Annotated in this window: 15 protein-coding genes (1 of these 15 running past the window's edge); 3 read left to right on the top strand and 12 right to left on the bottom strand. The window is 60.2% G+C overall.

The window, feature by feature from the left end; all coding sequences use genetic code 11:
* The 6 genes from msrQ to PSCI_RS04850 form a co-directional block, all read right to left on the bottom strand.
* Positions 1-378: the 5' portion of a protein-methionine-sulfoxide reductase heme-binding subunit MsrQ gene (gene msrQ / locus PSCI_RS04825; protein WP_045483492.1), read on the bottom strand. The gene continues 225 nt to the left of window position 1, outside the view; only the first 378 of its 603 coding nucleotides appear in the window; the start codon lies at positions 376-378; its stop codon lies beyond the left edge, outside the window.
* Positions 378-1,391: a protein-methionine-sulfoxide reductase catalytic subunit MsrP gene (gene msrP, locus PSCI_RS04830; RefSeq protein ID WP_045483495.1), complete on the bottom strand. Its 1,014-nt coding sequence runs from the start codon at positions 1,389-1,391 to the stop codon at positions 378-380. The genes msrQ and msrP overlap by 1 nt, the downstream gene beginning before the upstream one ends.
* A gap of 63 nt (positions 1,392-1,454) precedes the next feature.
* Entirely contained in the window at positions 1,455-2,294 is an 840-nt protein-coding gene (pssA, locus tag PSCI_RS04835) for a CDP-diacylglycerol--serine O-phosphatidyltransferase (protein ID WP_045483498.1), read from the bottom strand.
* Between the two features lie 198 nt (positions 2,295-2,492).
* Positions 2,493-3,509: a ketol-acid reductoisomerase gene (ilvC, locus tag PSCI_RS04840; protein ID WP_045483502.1), complete on the bottom strand. Its 1,017-nt coding sequence runs from the start codon at positions 3,507-3,509 to the stop codon at positions 2,493-2,495.
* A gap of 47 nt (positions 3,510-3,556) precedes the next feature.
* Positions 3,557-4,048 carry an acetolactate synthase small subunit gene (gene ilvN, locus PSCI_RS04845; RefSeq protein WP_025258538.1) on the bottom strand — a complete coding sequence of 164 codons (492 nt, stop codon included), beginning with the start codon at positions 4,046-4,048 and terminating at the stop codon, positions 3,557-3,559.
* 2 nt (positions 4,049-4,050) lie between these two features.
* Positions 4,051-5,775 carry an acetolactate synthase 3 large subunit gene (locus tag PSCI_RS04850; RefSeq protein ID WP_045493847.1) on the bottom strand — a complete coding sequence of 575 codons (1,725 nt, stop codon included), beginning with the start codon at positions 5,773-5,775 and terminating at the stop codon, positions 4,051-4,053.
* A 398-nt stretch (positions 5,776-6,173) separates the two neighbouring features.
* Between PSCI_RS04850 and PSCI_RS04855 the strand changes: the two genes are divergently transcribed.
* Positions 6,174-6,593, top strand: a complete 420-nt coding sequence (locus PSCI_RS04855) for a DUF4124 domain-containing protein (protein ID WP_045483507.1) — start codon at positions 6,174-6,176, stop codon at positions 6,591-6,593.
* Between the two features lies 1 nt (position 6,594).
* Here the strand turns inward: PSCI_RS04855 and PSCI_RS04860 are convergent, their stop codons facing one another.
* Genes PSCI_RS04860 through mrcB form a run of 3 tightly spaced genes read right to left on the bottom strand, consistent with a single transcriptional unit; the run spans position 6,595 to position 10,017 of the window.
* Entirely contained in the window at positions 6,595-6,924 is a 330-nt protein-coding gene (locus PSCI_RS04860; protein WP_045483510.1) for a YqcC family protein, read from the bottom strand.
* On the bottom strand, positions 6,924-7,676 hold the full coding sequence (locus tag PSCI_RS04865; protein WP_045483513.1) for a tetratricopeptide repeat protein: 753 nt from the start codon (positions 7,674-7,676) through the stop codon (positions 6,924-6,926). The genes PSCI_RS04860 and PSCI_RS04865 overlap by 1 nt, the downstream gene beginning before the upstream one ends.
* Positions 7,677-7,692: 16 nt before the next feature.
* Complete coding sequence (gene mrcB, locus PSCI_RS04870) at positions 7,693-10,017, bottom strand: penicillin-binding protein 1B (protein ID WP_045483516.1); 2,325 nt, start codon at positions 10,015-10,017, stop codon at positions 7,693-7,695.
* A gap of 128 nt (positions 10,018-10,145) precedes the next feature.
* Here mrcB and PSCI_RS04875 point away from each other — a divergent pair, with 128 nt between their 5' ends.
* Both PSCI_RS04875 and PSCI_RS04880 read left to right on the top strand, forming a co-directional pair.
* Complete coding sequence (locus PSCI_RS04875) at positions 10,146-11,684, top strand: bifunctional aminoglycoside phosphotransferase/ATP-binding protein (protein WP_045483519.1); 1,539 nt, start codon at positions 10,146-10,148, stop codon at positions 11,682-11,684.
* A 94-nt stretch (positions 11,685-11,778) separates the two neighbouring features.
* A complete protein-coding gene (locus PSCI_RS04880; protein ID WP_045483522.1) occupies positions 11,779-12,123 on the top strand; it encodes a pentapeptide repeat-containing protein in 345 nt (114 codons plus the stop codon).
* A 309-nt stretch (positions 12,124-12,432) separates the two neighbouring features.
* On the opposite strand, the gene deoC is transcribed toward PSCI_RS04880, so the two are convergent.
* From deoC to PSCI_RS04895, 3 genes are all read right to left on the bottom strand, one after another.
* Positions 12,433-13,206: a deoxyribose-phosphate aldolase gene (gene deoC, locus PSCI_RS04885; protein ID WP_045483525.1), complete on the bottom strand. Its 774-nt coding sequence runs from the start codon at positions 13,204-13,206 to the stop codon at positions 12,433-12,435.
* A 113-nt stretch (positions 13,207-13,319) separates the two neighbouring features.
* A complete protein-coding gene (locus PSCI_RS04890) occupies positions 13,320-14,087 on the bottom strand; it encodes a heme ABC transporter ATP-binding protein (protein ID WP_045483528.1) in 768 nt (255 codons plus the stop codon).
* On the bottom strand, positions 14,087-15,067 hold the full coding sequence (locus PSCI_RS04895; protein ID WP_162484343.1) for a FecCD family ABC transporter permease: 981 nt from the start codon (positions 15,065-15,067) through the stop codon (positions 14,087-14,089). The genes PSCI_RS04890 and PSCI_RS04895 overlap by 1 nt, the downstream gene beginning before the upstream one ends.
* Between the last annotated feature and the right edge of the window lie 19 nt (positions 15,068-15,086).

Genomic DNA, 15,086 nt, shown 5'->3' on the forward strand with positions numbered 1-15,086 from the left:
TGCCAGAGCCAGCAACCCCAGCCATGCCAGACTGCCAACAATAATGTAGGGCCGCTTCACCAGCTCGACACCCAATTGCCCCCAGTCCAGGCCAAGAATAAACAAGGCATACAAGGTCACGTGCAGAACCGCGTATGCAAAGCACCATAACCCCAGTTGCCGGCGCACAGCCATCCACCCACCCCACCCAGTAAGGCGGGCCAGCGGCGTCATGCATAACGTGATCAACAATAGAATCAGCGTGCCAAGCCCCAACCTGTCTACCAGCACCTTGCCCGGGTCTGGCCCCAGCGCAAAGATCCATGCCTCATACAACCACCAGACCGGCCACACCAGCACCAGCATAAAGACCATCAACCGCCATACGCCGTAACGCATCAGTAATCCTTGCGCAGATCCATACCGGAATACAGGGACGCCACCTCTTCCCCATAACCATTGAACATCTCGGTCTGCCGCACATTGGGGCTGAACAAGCCGCTGGGCAACCGCCTTTCTCGTGCCTGGGTCCAGCGCGGATGATCGACCGTCGGGTTCACATTGGCATAAAAACCATACTCACTGGGCGCCAGGCTTTGCCAGGTGGTGCGTGGCTGCTCATTGACCAGGCTGATCCGTACAATTGACTTCACACCTTTGAAGCCATACTTCCAGGGCACTACCAGACGCAACGGCGCACCATTCTGGTTGGGCAGCTCACGTCCATACATCCCCACCGCCAGAATGGTCAGCGGATGCATCGCCTCATCAAGCCGCAACCCCTCTACATAAGGCCAGTCAATCAGAGCAAACCCCGAACGCTGGCCGGGCATTGACTGCGGATCCTTGAGGGTCTCGAAACGGATGTAGCGCGCCTTCGAAGTCGGCTCAACCTGCTTGAGCAATTCAGCCAGCGGAAAACCTATCCAGGGAATGACCATTGACCAGGCTTCGACGCAGCGCATCCGGTAGATCCGCTCCTGTAGCTGGAAGGGCTTGATGAAATCCTCAAGCGCATAGCGGCCCGGCTTAGCCACCTCTCCGTCAATGACCACGCTCCAGGGCTCGACCTTGAGAGACCCGGCATTCTGCGCCGGATCACCTTTGTCAGGGCCGAACTCATAGAAGTTGTTGTAGTGAGTGGCATCCTTGTAAGGCGTGACAGCTTCGTCTTTGGCCGTCACGACCTGCCACTGCAACGAACCGAGCTTGTCGTTGAACCAGCCAGGCGCCCTGCCCGGCTCGACATCAGCATAGCGAGAGGGCTCGCCGGCATTGGCCCAGTGAGGCAAGCCGGCCATGGCCAACCCCGCCATGGAACTGCCCAGCAGAGTACGGCGGGAGAGATAGATGGATTCGGGCGTGACATCCGACTCGCGAGAGTCGGATGCAGAAGGAAACTTGATAAGCATGATGACTCCGTAGCTTGAGTGGCAGGCACCACCTATAGACTACGGAGTATGCAGAAGATCAGATCACTTGCGCCGCTGTAGACGTAACAGATATTGAGCGGGGCCTGACAGCGCATAACCCAGGAAAATCAACAGCAGGATACGCGGCGGGTCACTGAACACCACGGCAAACACCAACACCACCACAAGAATTGCAACAAAAGGCACCCGCCCCTTGAGATCCAACTCTTTGAAGCTGTTGTACTTGATATTGCTGACCATCAGCATGCCCGCCGCAGCCACCAGCAGCGCGACCAGAAACGACAGCTTCGAGCCCTGGATGCCGTAGTCACTGAACGCCCACACCGTACCGGCGACCACACCGGCTGCTGCCGGACTGGCCAGACCGATGAAGTAACGCTTGTCGGCTTTGCCAACCTGAGTATTGAAGCGCGCCAGGCGCAGCGCGGCGCCCGCCACATAGATGAAGGCGACCATCCAGCCGACCTTGCCCATATCACCCAGTGCCCAGCCGAATGCCAGCAGGGCAGGCGCAACCCCAAACGCGACCATGTCGGACAGCGAGTCGTATTCAGCACCAAAGGCACTTTGGGTATTGGTCATGCGGGCCACTCGACCATCCAGGCCGTCGAGCACCATGGCGACGAAAATCGCGATGGCTGCAAACGCGAAGTACTTGCTGGCACTGGCAGAATCGCCGGCGCTCATGGCACTCATCGAACTGATGATCGAATAGAAGCCGGCAAACAGATTGGCGGTGGTGAACAGATTGGGCAGCAGATAGATACCACGGTGCCGAACCTGACGCCCTTCGGCATCACGCACCTCTTCTACATGCTCATCGATGGGTAGCAGGCTTTCGGCGTCAGAACCCTTGCGGGATTCTTCAGGACGTTCGCTCATGAAGATTACCTTGCAGCGGTTTGAAAATATGACAGGTGTCTGCCCCGAGGGTTCGGGCGCAAACGATGCAGCTTTATACCAGAACTGGCGGCGCTTGAAGCCCAAACACATGTATCGAGACTGAACAGTAGCCATTTCCTACACGCCAAAATGAAAAAACGCGGCCAAGTGGCCGCGTTTTTTCACATCACCGAGAACTTAGTTCTTGGCTTTGTCGACGATTTTGTTCGCCGCGATCCAAGGCATCATCGAGCGCAGCTGCTCGCCAATGACTTCGATACCGTGAGCGGCGTTGTTACGACGCTTGGCGGTCATCGATGGATAGTTGGTAGCGCCTTCGCTGATGAACATCTTCGCGTACTCGCCGTCCTGGATGCGCTTGAGAGCATTGCGCATGGCCTTGCGGGATTCTTCGTTGATGACTTCTGGACCGGTCACGTACTCGCCGTACTCGGCGTTGTTGGAGATCGAGTAGTTCATGTTGGCGATACCGCCTTCGTACATGAGGTCAACGATCAGTTTCAGTTCGTGCAGGCACTCGAAGTAGGCCATTTCTGGCGCGTAGCCAGCTTCAACCAGGGTTTCGAAACCGGCTTTGACCAGCTCAACGGTACCGCCACACAGAACAGCCTGCTCGCCGAACAGGTCGGTTTCAGTCTCGTCCTTGAAGGTGGTTTCGATGATACCGGTACGGCCGCCGCCCACGCCCGAAGCGTAAGACAGTGCAACGTTTTTGGCGTTGCCCGAAGCGTCCTGGTAGATAGCGATCAGGTCAGGAATACCGCCGCCTTTGACGAACTCGGTACGTACGGTGTGACCTGGCGCTTTTGGCGCGATCATGATCACGTCCAGGTCAGCGCGTGGCACGACCTGGTTGTAGTGGATGGCGAAACCGTGGGAGAACGCCAGGGTAGCGCCCTGCTTCAGGTTTGGCTCGATTTCCTGCTTGTACAGCTGGCCCTGGAATTCGTCCGGAGTCAGGATCATGACCAGGTCGGCAGCAGCAACGGCAGAAGCGACGTCAGTCACTTTCAGGCCATGAGCTTCAGCCTTGGCGACAGTAGCCGAACCTTTACGCAGGCCGATAGTGACGTCAACGCCGGAGTCTTTCAGGTTGCACGCTTGAGCGTGGCCCTGGGAGCCGTAGCCGATGATCGCGACTTTCTTGCCCTGGATGATCGAAAGGTCACAGTCTTTGTCGTAGAAAACTTTCATGGAAATCCCCTGTTATCTCGGCCGTTCAGGCCATATTGCAAATTGATTTAGATGCTCAGCACTTTGTCGCCACGGGCAATGCCCGTCACGCCACTGCGAACTGTTTCCAGGATAGCGGCGGTGCCGATGGCCTGAATGAAGCTGTCCAGCTTGTCGCTGGTGCCGCTCAACTGCACGGTATAAACGCTGGCCGTGACGTCGACGATCTGCCCGCGGAAGATATCCGTGGTGCGCTTGATCTCGGCACGCTGCGCGCCAGTGGCCTTGACCTTGACCAGCATGAGTTCACGCTCGATATGCGCGCTCTCGGAGAGGTCGACCAGCTTGACCACTTCAACCAGTTTGTTGAGGTTCTTGGTGATCTGCTCGATCACCTCATCGTGCCCCACAGTGGTCAGCGTCAGACGCGACAGGGTCGGGTCTTCAGTCGGTGCCACGGTCAGGCTTTCGATGTTGTAGTTACGCTGGGAGAACAGACCCACGACGCGCGACAGTGCACCCGGTTCGTTTTCCAGCAGTAGGGAAATGATGTGCCGCATGATTATGTCCGCTCCGTCTTGCTCAACCACATATCGCGCATCGAGCCGTCCTTGATCTGCATCGGATAGACGTGCTCGCTCACATCGACCTGGATGTCGACAAAGACCAGGCGATCCTTCATGGCGAAGGCTTCTTCCAGTTTCGGCTTCAGGTCTTTCAGGTCGGTGATGCGGATGCCGACATGGCCATAGGATTCGACCAGCTTGACGAAATCAGGCAGCGACTCGACGTACGAGTGCGAGTGACGTCCGCCATAGCTCATGTCCTGCCACTGACGGACCATGCCAAGCACGCCGTTGTTGAGCAGGATGATCTTCACCGGCAGGTCGTACTGCAGGCAGGTGGACAGTTCCTGGATGTTCATCTGGATACTGCCCTCGCCGGTCACACAGGCGACGTCGGCGTCCGGGAAGTTCAGCTTGATGCCCATGGCTGCCGGGAAACCGAAGCCCATGGTGCCCAGGCCACCGGAGTTGATCCAGCGATTGGGCTTGTCGAAGCGGTAGTACTGAGCAGCAAACATCTGGTGCTGACCCACGTCGGAGGTGACGTAGGCATCGCCTTTGGTCACTTCGTGCAGGGTCTCGATGACCTTTTGCGGCTTGATGATGCTGCCATCGCCACGGTCATACGGGAACAGGTCGCCACCCGCGCGCCATTCGTCAATCTGCTTCCACCAACTGCCAACCGCTTGCTGGTCAGGGGTCTGGCCGATTTCCTTGAAGGTCGCGACCATATCGGTCAGCACGCTCTCGACAGGCCCCACGATCGGCACGTCGGCCTTGATGGTCTTGGAGATCGAAGCCGGGTCGATATCGATGTGGATGATCTTGGCGTTCGGGCAGAACTTGGCGGCACCGTTGATGACGCGGTCGTCAAAACGGGCGCCAACGGCCAGGATCACGTCGGTATTGTGCATGACCATGTTGGCGGTGTAGCTGCCATGCATGCCGAGCATGCCGACGAACTGACGGTCAGTGCCAGGATAGCCGCCCAGACCCATCAGGGTATTGGTGACCGGAGCGTCGAGCAGACGGGCCAGTTCGGTCAGTGGCGAAGCGCCGTTGCCCATCACCACGCCACCACCGGAGTAGATGACCGGGCGCTTGGCGGCCAGCAGCATTTCGACCGCCTTGCGGATCTGCCCGGAGTGACCACGAACGGCCGGGCTGTAGGAGCGCAGCTTGACCTTTTTCGGGTAAACGTATTCGAACTTCTCGGCCGGGTTGGTCATGTCTTTTGGCAGATCGACCACGACCGGGCCTGGACGGCCGGACTGCGCCAGGTAAAAGGCCTTTTTCAGGACATCCGGGATTTCCGACGGGTGCTTGATCATGAAGCTGTGCTTCACGATCGGGCGCGAGATACCGATCATGTCGGTTTCCTGGAAGGCATCGGTGCCCACCAGGGTGCTCGGCACCTGACCGGAGATCACCACCATCGGAATCGAGTCCATATAGGCAGTGGCAATACCGGTAATGGCGTTGGTCGCGCCAGGGCCGGACGTTACCAGCACCACGCCGGCCTTGCCGGTCGCACGGGCATAACCATCAGCCATATGGGTCGCGGCCTGCTCGTGGCGGACCAGGATATGGCTGACTTCAGGTTCCTTGAACAGCGCATCATAGACGTGCAGCAAAGCGCCGCCCGGGTAGCCATAGATGTGCTTAACGCCTTCGTCACGCAGGAAGCGGACGACCATTTCAGCGCCAGATAAAAGCTCCACGTTGTTCACCTCTAAAACGCCAGAATACCGTCCATACGTGGACGGGTCTTAATAGGTTTACTGCCAAGCAGAGCATGAGCGACGGTGGTCGCCGACTACGTCAGCACTGACTGAGCAAGTATTGGGATGTCCCTGAGTGTTGCGGAACGGTCCCACCCAGCGCGAGGTAACGCGTTGCGGGTGTTACAGGTCGACGCGGATGTGCGCCTCATGATCTACCGAGACGGTCTGCTTCTGGCAGTCCCCCTACAGCGAACTTTGGATTGTTGTGATTCGCCCCTTGCAAGTCAAGTGATCCGTAAGCTTTCTTGACGATTGCCGGGTAAATCAGCCGTATTCGGACGGACAGAGGGGCAATATGATAGCTTGCGCCACAAATGACACTCCAAGGATGCATGATGCGCTGGATGACTCTTGCAGCGGTCCTGGCCATGGCCATGACGGCAACCGCTCAGGCTGCTCAGATTTATAAATGGGTCGATGCACAAGGCGTAACGCACTATGACGCCACGCCGCCGGCCGGGCAGCAGGTCGAGTCGGTGGACATCCAGAAGCCGGCCATGTCAGGCTCTGTGGCGACGCCTGCCACACCTGTCGACCCGCAGCGCGCGATTGACGCCAGGGTCAGAAAGCAGGCGCAGGCAGCCGAAGCCAAGCGCACCGCCAACTGCGAAATCATTCGCACCAACCTGGCCAAACTCAAGGCTTATGCCCGTATACGCGAACCGACCGAAGACGGCTCCAAACGCCTGACTGAGGAGGAACGTCAGGCGCGTATTGGTGAGACCGAGAAGATGATTGCCGAGTACTGCAACTGACTCAGCCGGCCTGAGCGATCAAGCGATCAAAGCGGCTCAGCGCTTCGAGCAGAGCGCGGGCCTGCTCGGCGCGGTCGACAAATACCATCTCGGCCATTTCACGGATACCCGAGGCATTGGGCAATGCCAGGTTCTGCTCGATGATGACTTTCATGCGCGGCAGGAAGATCCATTGCAGCCACTGCTCGAATGCCAGGGTATCGACCGCAAAGGGCTGCTGGCTGGCCAGCGCCTGGGCATCGGGCGGTGAGGCATCCCACCAGCCCTGCTCGCGCAACGCCTGCTCGATCGACAGCAACTGATCTGCCAGCTCTGACACACGCTTGTCCATCAGAGGTTGACCCGGGCTTTCTGACGAGCCTGAGCAGCCCCGGCAGCATCACCCTGCTTTTCACGCGACTGGGCAATCAGCTCCCAGAGGCTGGCCTGCAGGCTGGGGCGACCGTTGGAATAGGTCAGGGCGCGGCGCGACAGTTGCTCGGCCTGGGCGGCATCACCTTGAGCCAGACGCACCTGGGCCAGCTTGTACAGCACTTGCGGCTCGCGCGGGGCAACCCGCTGGGCACGCTCCAGGCTGGACGAGGCGCCATTGAGGTCGCCGCCGCTCTGTTGTTGCTGGGCAGTGGTCAACAGCGCCAGTACCGGACCGTCCAGTTGCTCATCGGCCGACAGCCCGCCGGCATTGTTCGATGGAATACCGGTCGGCACCGATGGCAAATCATAGCTGCCGGTGCTGGCAGGTGCTGAACTGATCGGTGCCTGGTAAGCCCCCGAGGTATCGATCGGCGCCGAATTGACGCTGATCGGTGCCTGACCGACGGGCGCCGAGTAGGTCTGGATGCCGCTGCCACCGGCCGGGATCATCACCGTCACGCCCGAGTCTTCGGGAATCGCCTGGGCCTGAGGCCGGGCCGCCTGGGCGGTATTGGTGCGGTAGCCGGTATTGTTGCGCGACGCCGTTACGCGCTCGCTGTTGGATACCTTGGAGCCCGAATCCACCACCGGAATCGAGCCTTGCTGAACACTGGCACAGCCGCTGAGTACTGTCAGGGCAGTTACGGCCGGGAGCCACCATTTATTCACGTCAAACCCTCTTTGCTTAGTTCAGCCAGCCCTTGACCCAGTCCATGACGGCCTCGGCCGGGGCCGGACCGCTGCCACAGGCTGCGCCTGGCACCGGTTCGCTGCCGCGAATATACGGCATCTGCACCGCGTTCGGGCAACTGGCGTCGGAACCCTGCCCTGTCGCGGCATCCACCCAGGCCTGCACCACGTTGTCCGGCATTGCCATGTCCAGCGGCAAAGGCTCGGCCTTGCGCATGAAACTGGTCCAGACCTGCAACGCACCGGTCGCACCGGTGAACGGGGTCTTGCCATTGTCGTCACGGCCCATCCACACCACGGCCAGGGTGTCCTGGCTGAAGCCGGCAAACCAGCTGTCGCGCGAATCATTACTGGTGCCGGTCTTGCCAGCCAGATTCAACGACCCCGGCAACACGTTGTAGACCGACTTGCCAGTACCTTCCCGCATGACCCGCTGCATGGCGTTCTGCACCAGATAGATCGCGCCCGGATCGAAGCGCTGCTGGATCTGGAACGGGTAACGCTTGAGCGGCTCGCCCTCGGCGGTCAATACACTGCGAATGCCGCGCATCGGCGTGTTGAAGCCGCCACTGGCGATGGTCTGGTACATGGTTGCCACTTCCATCGGCGTCAGGCCGCCAGCGCCCAGCAGCATCGACGGATAGGCCGGCCATTCACGCGTCACGCCCAGCTTGTTAAGGGTCTTGAACACGTTCGGCACACCCAGCTCCAGACCCAGTTTGGCCGTGGACAGGTTGTAGGAATGCGCCAGCCCCTGATACAGGAAGATGTTGCCGTGGGATTTGCGGTCGTAGTTCTGCGGCTTCCAGACCTGGCCATCGGCGCCTTTGACCTGGAATGGCTCATCGGCCACCCAACTGGTCAGGGTGTATTTACTCGGCTGCTCCAGTGCCGTCAGGTAGATCGCCGGCTTGACCAGCGAGCCGATCGGCCGCACCGCATCAATGGCCCGGTTGAACCCGGCATAACCGGCCTGACGGCTGCCAAGCAAAGCCTGAACCTCACCGGTTTCCGGGTTGGTCACCACCATCGCCGACTCGACCTCATCGGCGCCCTTGCGCCCGGCCAGACGTTTGAAGGTCTCATCCATCGCGGCTTGAGACTTCATTTGCAGGATCGGATCGAAACTGGTGAAGATTCGCAGACCTTCTTCGGTCAAGTCCTCGTCGCGATAGTCTTCGCGCAATTGACGCTTGACCAGGTCAAGGAAAGCCGGGAACGAACTGTCCGCCAGGCTGCCAGTGCGGGTTACACCCAGTGGCATTTTCTTCGCAGCCGCCACCGCTTCCGGTGTGGCGACCCCCTGTTGCTCCAGCAGGTCGAGCACCAGGTTACGTCGCTCCAGAGCACGCTCAGGGTTGCGCCGCGGGTTGTAATACGACGGCCCCTTGACCAGACCCACCAGCAACGCCACCTGATGCAGTTTGAGTTCCGAGAGCGGCTGGCTGAAGAAATACTGACTGGCCAGACCAAAGCCATGCACGGCGCGCGGGCCGTCTTGGCCGACGAACACCTCGTTGAGATAAGCCTCGAGAATTTCCTGCTTGCTGTAGTGCACCTCAAGCAGCACCGACATCATCGCTTCATTGAGTTTGCGTGACAGGCTGCGCTCGTTGGTGAGGTAGAAGTTTTTTACCAACTGCTGGGTCAGGGTACTGCCGCCCTGGCGCATCTGCCCGGCCGAGGTGTTGACCCAGATCGCCCGGGCAATGGATTTGGGCGATACGCCAAAGTGGCTATAGAAGTCGCGGTCTTCGACCGCTACCAACGCGTCGAGCAGGTAGGGCGGCGCCTGATCAAGCTTGATCAGGATCCGGTCTTCGAGATTTTTCGGATACAGGCCGCCGATCAACAGCGGCTCCATACGCGCCACCGCCAGCTTGGCACCATTGGCAGCGCTCAGGTCGGCGACAAAGTCACCGGAGAAACGCACGCGAATCTGCTGCGCAGGGTCGGCACCTTCATAGAATTGAAAACCGCGAGTGTTCAGATCCACGGTATTGCCATTGACCGCTGCGGCCCCGGGACCATTGGCCACGCTTTCACGACGGTAGCCCAGCGCGTCGAGCTCAATGAGAAAATCGTCGCGGCTAAGCTTCTGGCCGACGAATAGCTCCAGCGGCCGGGCATAAACCTTGGCCGGAATCATCCAGCGTTTGCCAGAAAATTTCTCTTGGACCACGGCATCGAGATACACCGCGAAACCGGCCAGGATAACCAGGCCGACAATGCTGAGTTTCAGCCCCCAGCCAAGCCAGGTACGCAGCCTGCTGGTGGGTGGGCGTTTCTTGGAGGTACGGGAAGAACGGGATCGAGTCATGGGCGCGGATTATACGCACTTTAAAAAGGTTCGACAGACGCCTCGGCCAGCGGTTTGCAGTGCTGGGCCAAGCAGCCATAATGGCCGGCTTGAGGCATTAAAATTCCAAACATTTTGAAGGATCACCTGTGAGCCAGTCACTCATTGCAGCCCTGCAGAACCCTGCCCTGTTTCCCCATCCGGTGGAAAACTTCCAGGTCATCGAAACGCACATCTCATGGGTGCTGCTCACAGGCCCTTACGTTTACAAAATCAAGAAACCGATGAACTTTGGCTTCCTGGACTTCACCAGCCTGGAGTCACGCAAGCACTTTTGCCATGAAGAGCTGCGTCTGAACCAACGCCTCACCGAAGGCCTGTACCTTGAAGTGCTGCCACTGACCGGCTCAGCCGAAGCGCCGCAACTGGGCGGCGAAGGCCCGGCCATCGAATACGCCCTCAAGATGCGCCAGTTCCCGCAAAGCGGCCTGCTCAACGTCATGCAGGCCAACGGCGAACTGACTCAGGCACACATCAGCGAACTGGCCAGCCAGATCGCCCGCTTCCACCTGTCAGCGCCGAAGGTCGGCGACGAAACCGAGCTTGGCTCGCCAGACAGCGTCATGGCCCCGGTGACCCAGAATTTCGAACAGATCCGGCCAATGATCAGCGAAAAAGCCGACTTGCAGCAGCTTGAAGCACTGCAGGCCTGGGCCGAGTCGAGCTTTGAGCGGCTCAGGCCCCTGTTGGTTCAACGCAAGGCCGAAGGTTTTATCCGCGAATGCCATGGGGATATCCACCTGGGCAACGCCGCGCTGATCGACGGTAAGGTCGTGCTGTTCGACTGCATCGAATTCAACGAGCCGTTCCGCAAGACCGACGTCTACGCCGACATCGGCTTCCTGGCCATGGACCTGGAAGACCGCGGCCTCAAACCACTGGCCAACCGCCTGATCAGCGAATACCTTGAACTGACCGGCGACTACCAGGGGCTGGAGCTGCTGAACTTCTACAAGGCCTACCGCGCTTTGGTTCGCGCCAAGGTCGCGCTGTTTGGCCTGGGGCCGGATGCGGACGCCGAACGCCGCGCCGCCGTGCTCGCTCAATACCGCAACTATGCCAACCTCGCAGAAAGCTACAGCGCCATCACTTCGCGCTTTCTGGCCATCACCCACGGTGTCTCGGCAGTCGGCAAAAGCCAGGTGGCGCTGCGCCTGACCCAATCGCTGGGGGCCATTCGCCTGCGTTCGGACGTTGAGCGCCAGCGCCTGTTCAGCAGCGAGAGCGGCGAGCGCTACGGCAGCGATGCCAGTGCAGCCACCTACAGCCGCCTGAACGAACTGGCCAGCCAGGTTCTGCACGCCGGTTTTTCGGTGGTTCTGGACGCCACCTTCCTCAAGCAGGCGCAGCGTCAGACTGCTGCACATGTCGCAGAGGAAAACGGCGTGCCGTTCCTGATCCTCGACTGTGAAGCACCCCAAGCCGTCATCGAGCAGTGGTTGCAGCAGCGCCAGACCGAAGGCGGCGACCCCTCCGAAGCGACTCTGGAAGTGGTACAGGCCCAACAGGCTGCCCGCGAGCCGCTGAGCGCCGAAGAAGTCCTGCTCAGCCAGCGCATCCAGACCCATGTCGGCAGCGACCTGGACAATCTCGCCGATGAACTGCGCCAGCGCCTGCCAGGCCTGTAAATAGCTGAAGAGCCGTTGAGCAGATGCTGCTTCACGGCCCCCAGATAGTGGCGATATAATGGCGCCATAAATCCAACGAACCCGAGTTAATGCTATGAGCCAGCCCAAACAGATCGACTCACCGCTGTATCTGTTACTGCGCAAGGATGATGTGGACGGCTTCAACAGGGAAAAACCCAGGGACGGCGTGATCGACCTGCGTGGTGGTGATTTCCGTGGCCTGGACCTGCGTGATCTGGACACTACCGGTATCGACTTTACCGATGCCTACTTCCGCTCTGCCGACTTACGCGGCCTGGATTTGCGCAACATCCCGATGGAAGGCGCCAGCATTGCTCACGCGCAGATTTCCGGAGCCTACTTCCCACCGGAACTGACCGCCGATGAGATTCTTATGTCGGTGAATTTCGGTACCCGCCTGCGCTACCGCACCCGCTGAGCGGTTCTGGTTGTAACCCGCCTGCGCAACGCAGGCGGGTAGCTGCACGTTTGCCTCCCCCCGTTTCCCGCTTGTTTGTCCCGACGGCTCGACAAGACTGAGCTGACGGCTGGATTCGTCGCGCAGCGCCATTGCAAAAAATTAATAAAACAACTGTTGACTTCGAAATGAGAATCGTTATGATTATCACAACTGGTCGCGAGACTGGTCGGTAACCTGAAAGACCTTGGTTCGGACTCTCAGATTATCTCCTCATCAGGCTAATCACGGTTTTTGACCCGGCACTTTGCCGGGTCTTTTTTTGTCTGCTCAATACCTGCCCGCCTCCAGTACACCCAAACTCACCAACAAGTCATCGAGCAGCACAGAGCCGCCGATCCGGACCCGCTGCGGCGAACACCAGGCGCTGCTGAAGCGGCTGCTGGCCAGACTCATGAGCGGTCTGGCGTCATTGAGGGTACGGACCCCGCCAACGATCTTGCAGCCCACCAGCCCTCCCGTTTCCGCTATCGACTCCAGCATGATCCGCACGATTTGTGGGCTGACCGGTGCCACCAGGCGGTCGGTGCAGCTCTTGAGAAAATCCGCGCCGGCGGCTATGGCGTCACGGCAGGCGCTGCGAATCAACTGCGGGTCGCGCAACTCGCCGGCTTCCAGGGTCACAGTAAAGCTGGCGCGGCTGCCGCACTCGGCCTTGCACGCAGCAAGCAACTCCGTTACCAGCGGGGCGTTACCGGCAAGCAGGGTGCGAAACGGATACACCACGTCGATTTCATCAGCACCAGAAACCAGCGCCGCACGTGCTTCCCGGACCACCATGTCGACGCTGTCGTTGGCCCATGGGAAATTGACCTGCGCCACCACCCGCACTTGCCGCGCTCGCAAACGGTCCAGAGCAGTCCGGGCCAGGCAAACAAAACGTGGCGCCACACAGACCGCCGCCACCGCGCCGACCGGCGTCAGGGCACGCTTGCAGAGGTTAATGATCCGCTCTTCGCTATCGTCGTGGTTGAGGGCCAGCAGTTCCAGCATCTCCAGGGCCCGGAGCGCCAGTTGCTCGGCATCGTCGCTCATTGCGTGCATCTCCCATCAGGAAAAGGATGGGCAGGACAATAACCGAGGCGCCAAGGTAAGAATCTGGCATACCAGGTTCAGGGAAGAGAGCTACATGAATGCAGGAAATGTCTGACTCAGCATCAGCGGGCAATCACCAGTGGATGCCCCAACTCCGGATGCGCCTGCACCAGCACGTCCAGGCCAAATACATGCTTGAGTGCTGCCGGCTGCAAGACTTCAAACGCCGTCCCCGCAAGATGCACGCAACCCTCATTGATCAGCAGCAAGCGATCGCAGTAACGCGCTGCCAGATTCAGGTCGTGGAGCACGATCAACACCGCCACCGAGCGCTCGGCGAAGCGTCGCACCGCTTGCAGGACGGTGTGCTGATGCAGCGGGTCAAGCATTGAGGTGGGTTCGTCGAGCAGCAACACACAATCACCGTCACCCGGCCAGAGCTGTGCAAGCACCCGTGCCAGATGCACCCGCTGGCGCTCGCCACCCGACAGCGCCATATAGCCACGCTCGGCCAGATGCAGGGCATCGGCGGCCTGCAAGGCCGCCTGTACGATCCGCGCATCTTGTTCGGCGCCGGTGGCATGGGGTAGCCGGCCCATGCCCACCACTTCATCAACCCGAAAGGCAAAGCTCAGCGTCGAGCTTTGCGGCAGCACGGCCAGACGCCGGGCGCGCTCCTCTGCAGCCCATTGCTGCAGCGGTTTGTCGGCCAGCCACACCCGGCCCTGAGCCGGCTTGAGGTCACCGCTCAGCGCAGCAAGCAGGCTGCTCTTGCCTGCGCCGTTAGGCCCCAGCACGCCGAGCACCTGACCGGCTTGCAACTGCAAATCGACCCCGCTGAGCACGCTGCGCTCGCCACGCACAATGTGCAGATTCTCGGCCCGCAACATCAACGCGCTCCCCGTACCAGCAGATAAAGAAAAAACGGCCCGCCCAGCAGCGCGGTGACAATCCCGATTGGCAGCTCAGCCGGGGCCAGGACCTGGCGTGCGAACAAGTCAGCGAACAGCAGCAGGCTGGCACCGGCCAATGCCGAGGCGGGTAACAAGACCCGGTGATCCGGACCGCAGAGCAGACGCACCAGGTGCGGGACGATCAGGCCAATAAAGCCGATTAGCCCGGCAGCCGCCACCGCTGCGCCGACCCCCAGCGCCGTGCAGAACACCAGCTCACGCTTGAGCGCCTGAACATCAACCCCCAGGTGGCGCGCCTCTGACTCGCCCAACAGCAACGCATTGAGTGCCTTGGCGCGGCGCGGCAGCCAGAGAATGATCAGCAGGCAGACCGGCAACAACGGCCATAACCTCACATAACTGGCGCCATTGAGGCTGCCCAGGTTCCAGAAGGTCAAGGTGCGCAGGGTCGCATCGTCGGCCAGGTAGGTGAGCAAACCAATCACCGAGGTCGCCAAGGCAGTCAACGCGATGCCGGCCAGTAACATGGTGGCGACGCTGGTCTGGCCGTCGCGGCGGCCCAGGCGATAAACGATCCCGGTCACCAGCAAACCACCGGCGACCGCGCTGAGCGACACCAGATAAGGCTGCAGCACCGTGGGCAGGCTGGCCCACCAGATACCGCCGACGATGGCCAGTGCTGCACCAAGCGCAGCGCCACTGGACACACCAACCAGCACCGGGTCGGCCAAGGGGTTGCGAAACAGGCCTTGCATGGCCACCCCGGACATCGCCAATACCGCGCCCACCGCCAGCCCCAGCAAGGTGCGTGGCAAGCGGATCTGGCCGATGATCAGCTCAGCCTGGCCGGCCTCCCCCGCCAACGGCCAGCCCGCCAGCCGCACAATGGCCGCCAGAGTGTCGTTGATCGGCAGCCTGACCGGCCCCATGGCCAGCGATAACAGGGTCGCCAGCAGACACAGGCCGATCAGCAGC

Source organism: Pseudomonas sp. StFLB209 (assembly GCF_000829415.1).
In the GTDB taxonomy this organism is placed as follows: Bacteria; Pseudomonadota; Gammaproteobacteria; order Pseudomonadales; family Pseudomonadaceae; genus Aquipseudomonas.

Coding starts and splice junctions, on each gene's coding strand:
- PSCI_RS04890 (WP_045483528.1), bottom strand. CDS start 14,087: ATGTTGCGGGCCGAGAATCTGCACATTGTGCGTGGCGAGCGCAGCGTG.
- mrcB (WP_045483516.1), bottom strand. CDS start 10,017: ATGACTCGATCCCGTTCTTCCCGTACCTCCAAGAAACGCCCACCCACC.
- ilvC (WP_045483502.1), bottom strand. CDS start 3,509: ATGAAAGTTTTCTACGACAAAGACTGTGACCTTTCGATCATCCAGGGC.
- deoC (WP_045483525.1), bottom strand. CDS start 13,206: ATGCACGCAATGAGCGACGATGCCGAGCAACTGGCGCTCCGGGCCCTG.
- PSCI_RS04860 (WP_045483510.1), bottom strand. CDS start 6,924: ATGGACAAGCGTGTGTCAGAGCTGGCAGATCAGTTGCTGTCGATCGAG.
- pssA (WP_045483498.1), bottom strand. CDS start 2,294: ATGAGCGAACGTCCTGAAGAATCCCGCAAGGGTTCTGACGCCGAAAGC.
- PSCI_RS04880 (WP_045483522.1), top strand. CDS start 11,779: ATGAGCCAGCCCAAACAGATCGACTCACCGCTGTATCTGTTACTGCGC.
- ilvN (WP_025258538.1), bottom strand. CDS start 4,048: ATGCGGCACATCATTTCCCTACTGCTGGAAAACGAACCGGGTGCACTG.
- PSCI_RS04855 (WP_045483507.1), top strand. CDS start 6,174: ATGCGCTGGATGACTCTTGCAGCGGTCCTGGCCATGGCCATGACGGCA.
- msrP (WP_045483495.1), bottom strand. CDS start 1,391: ATGCTTATCAAGTTTCCTTCTGCATCCGACTCTCGCGAGTCGGATGTC.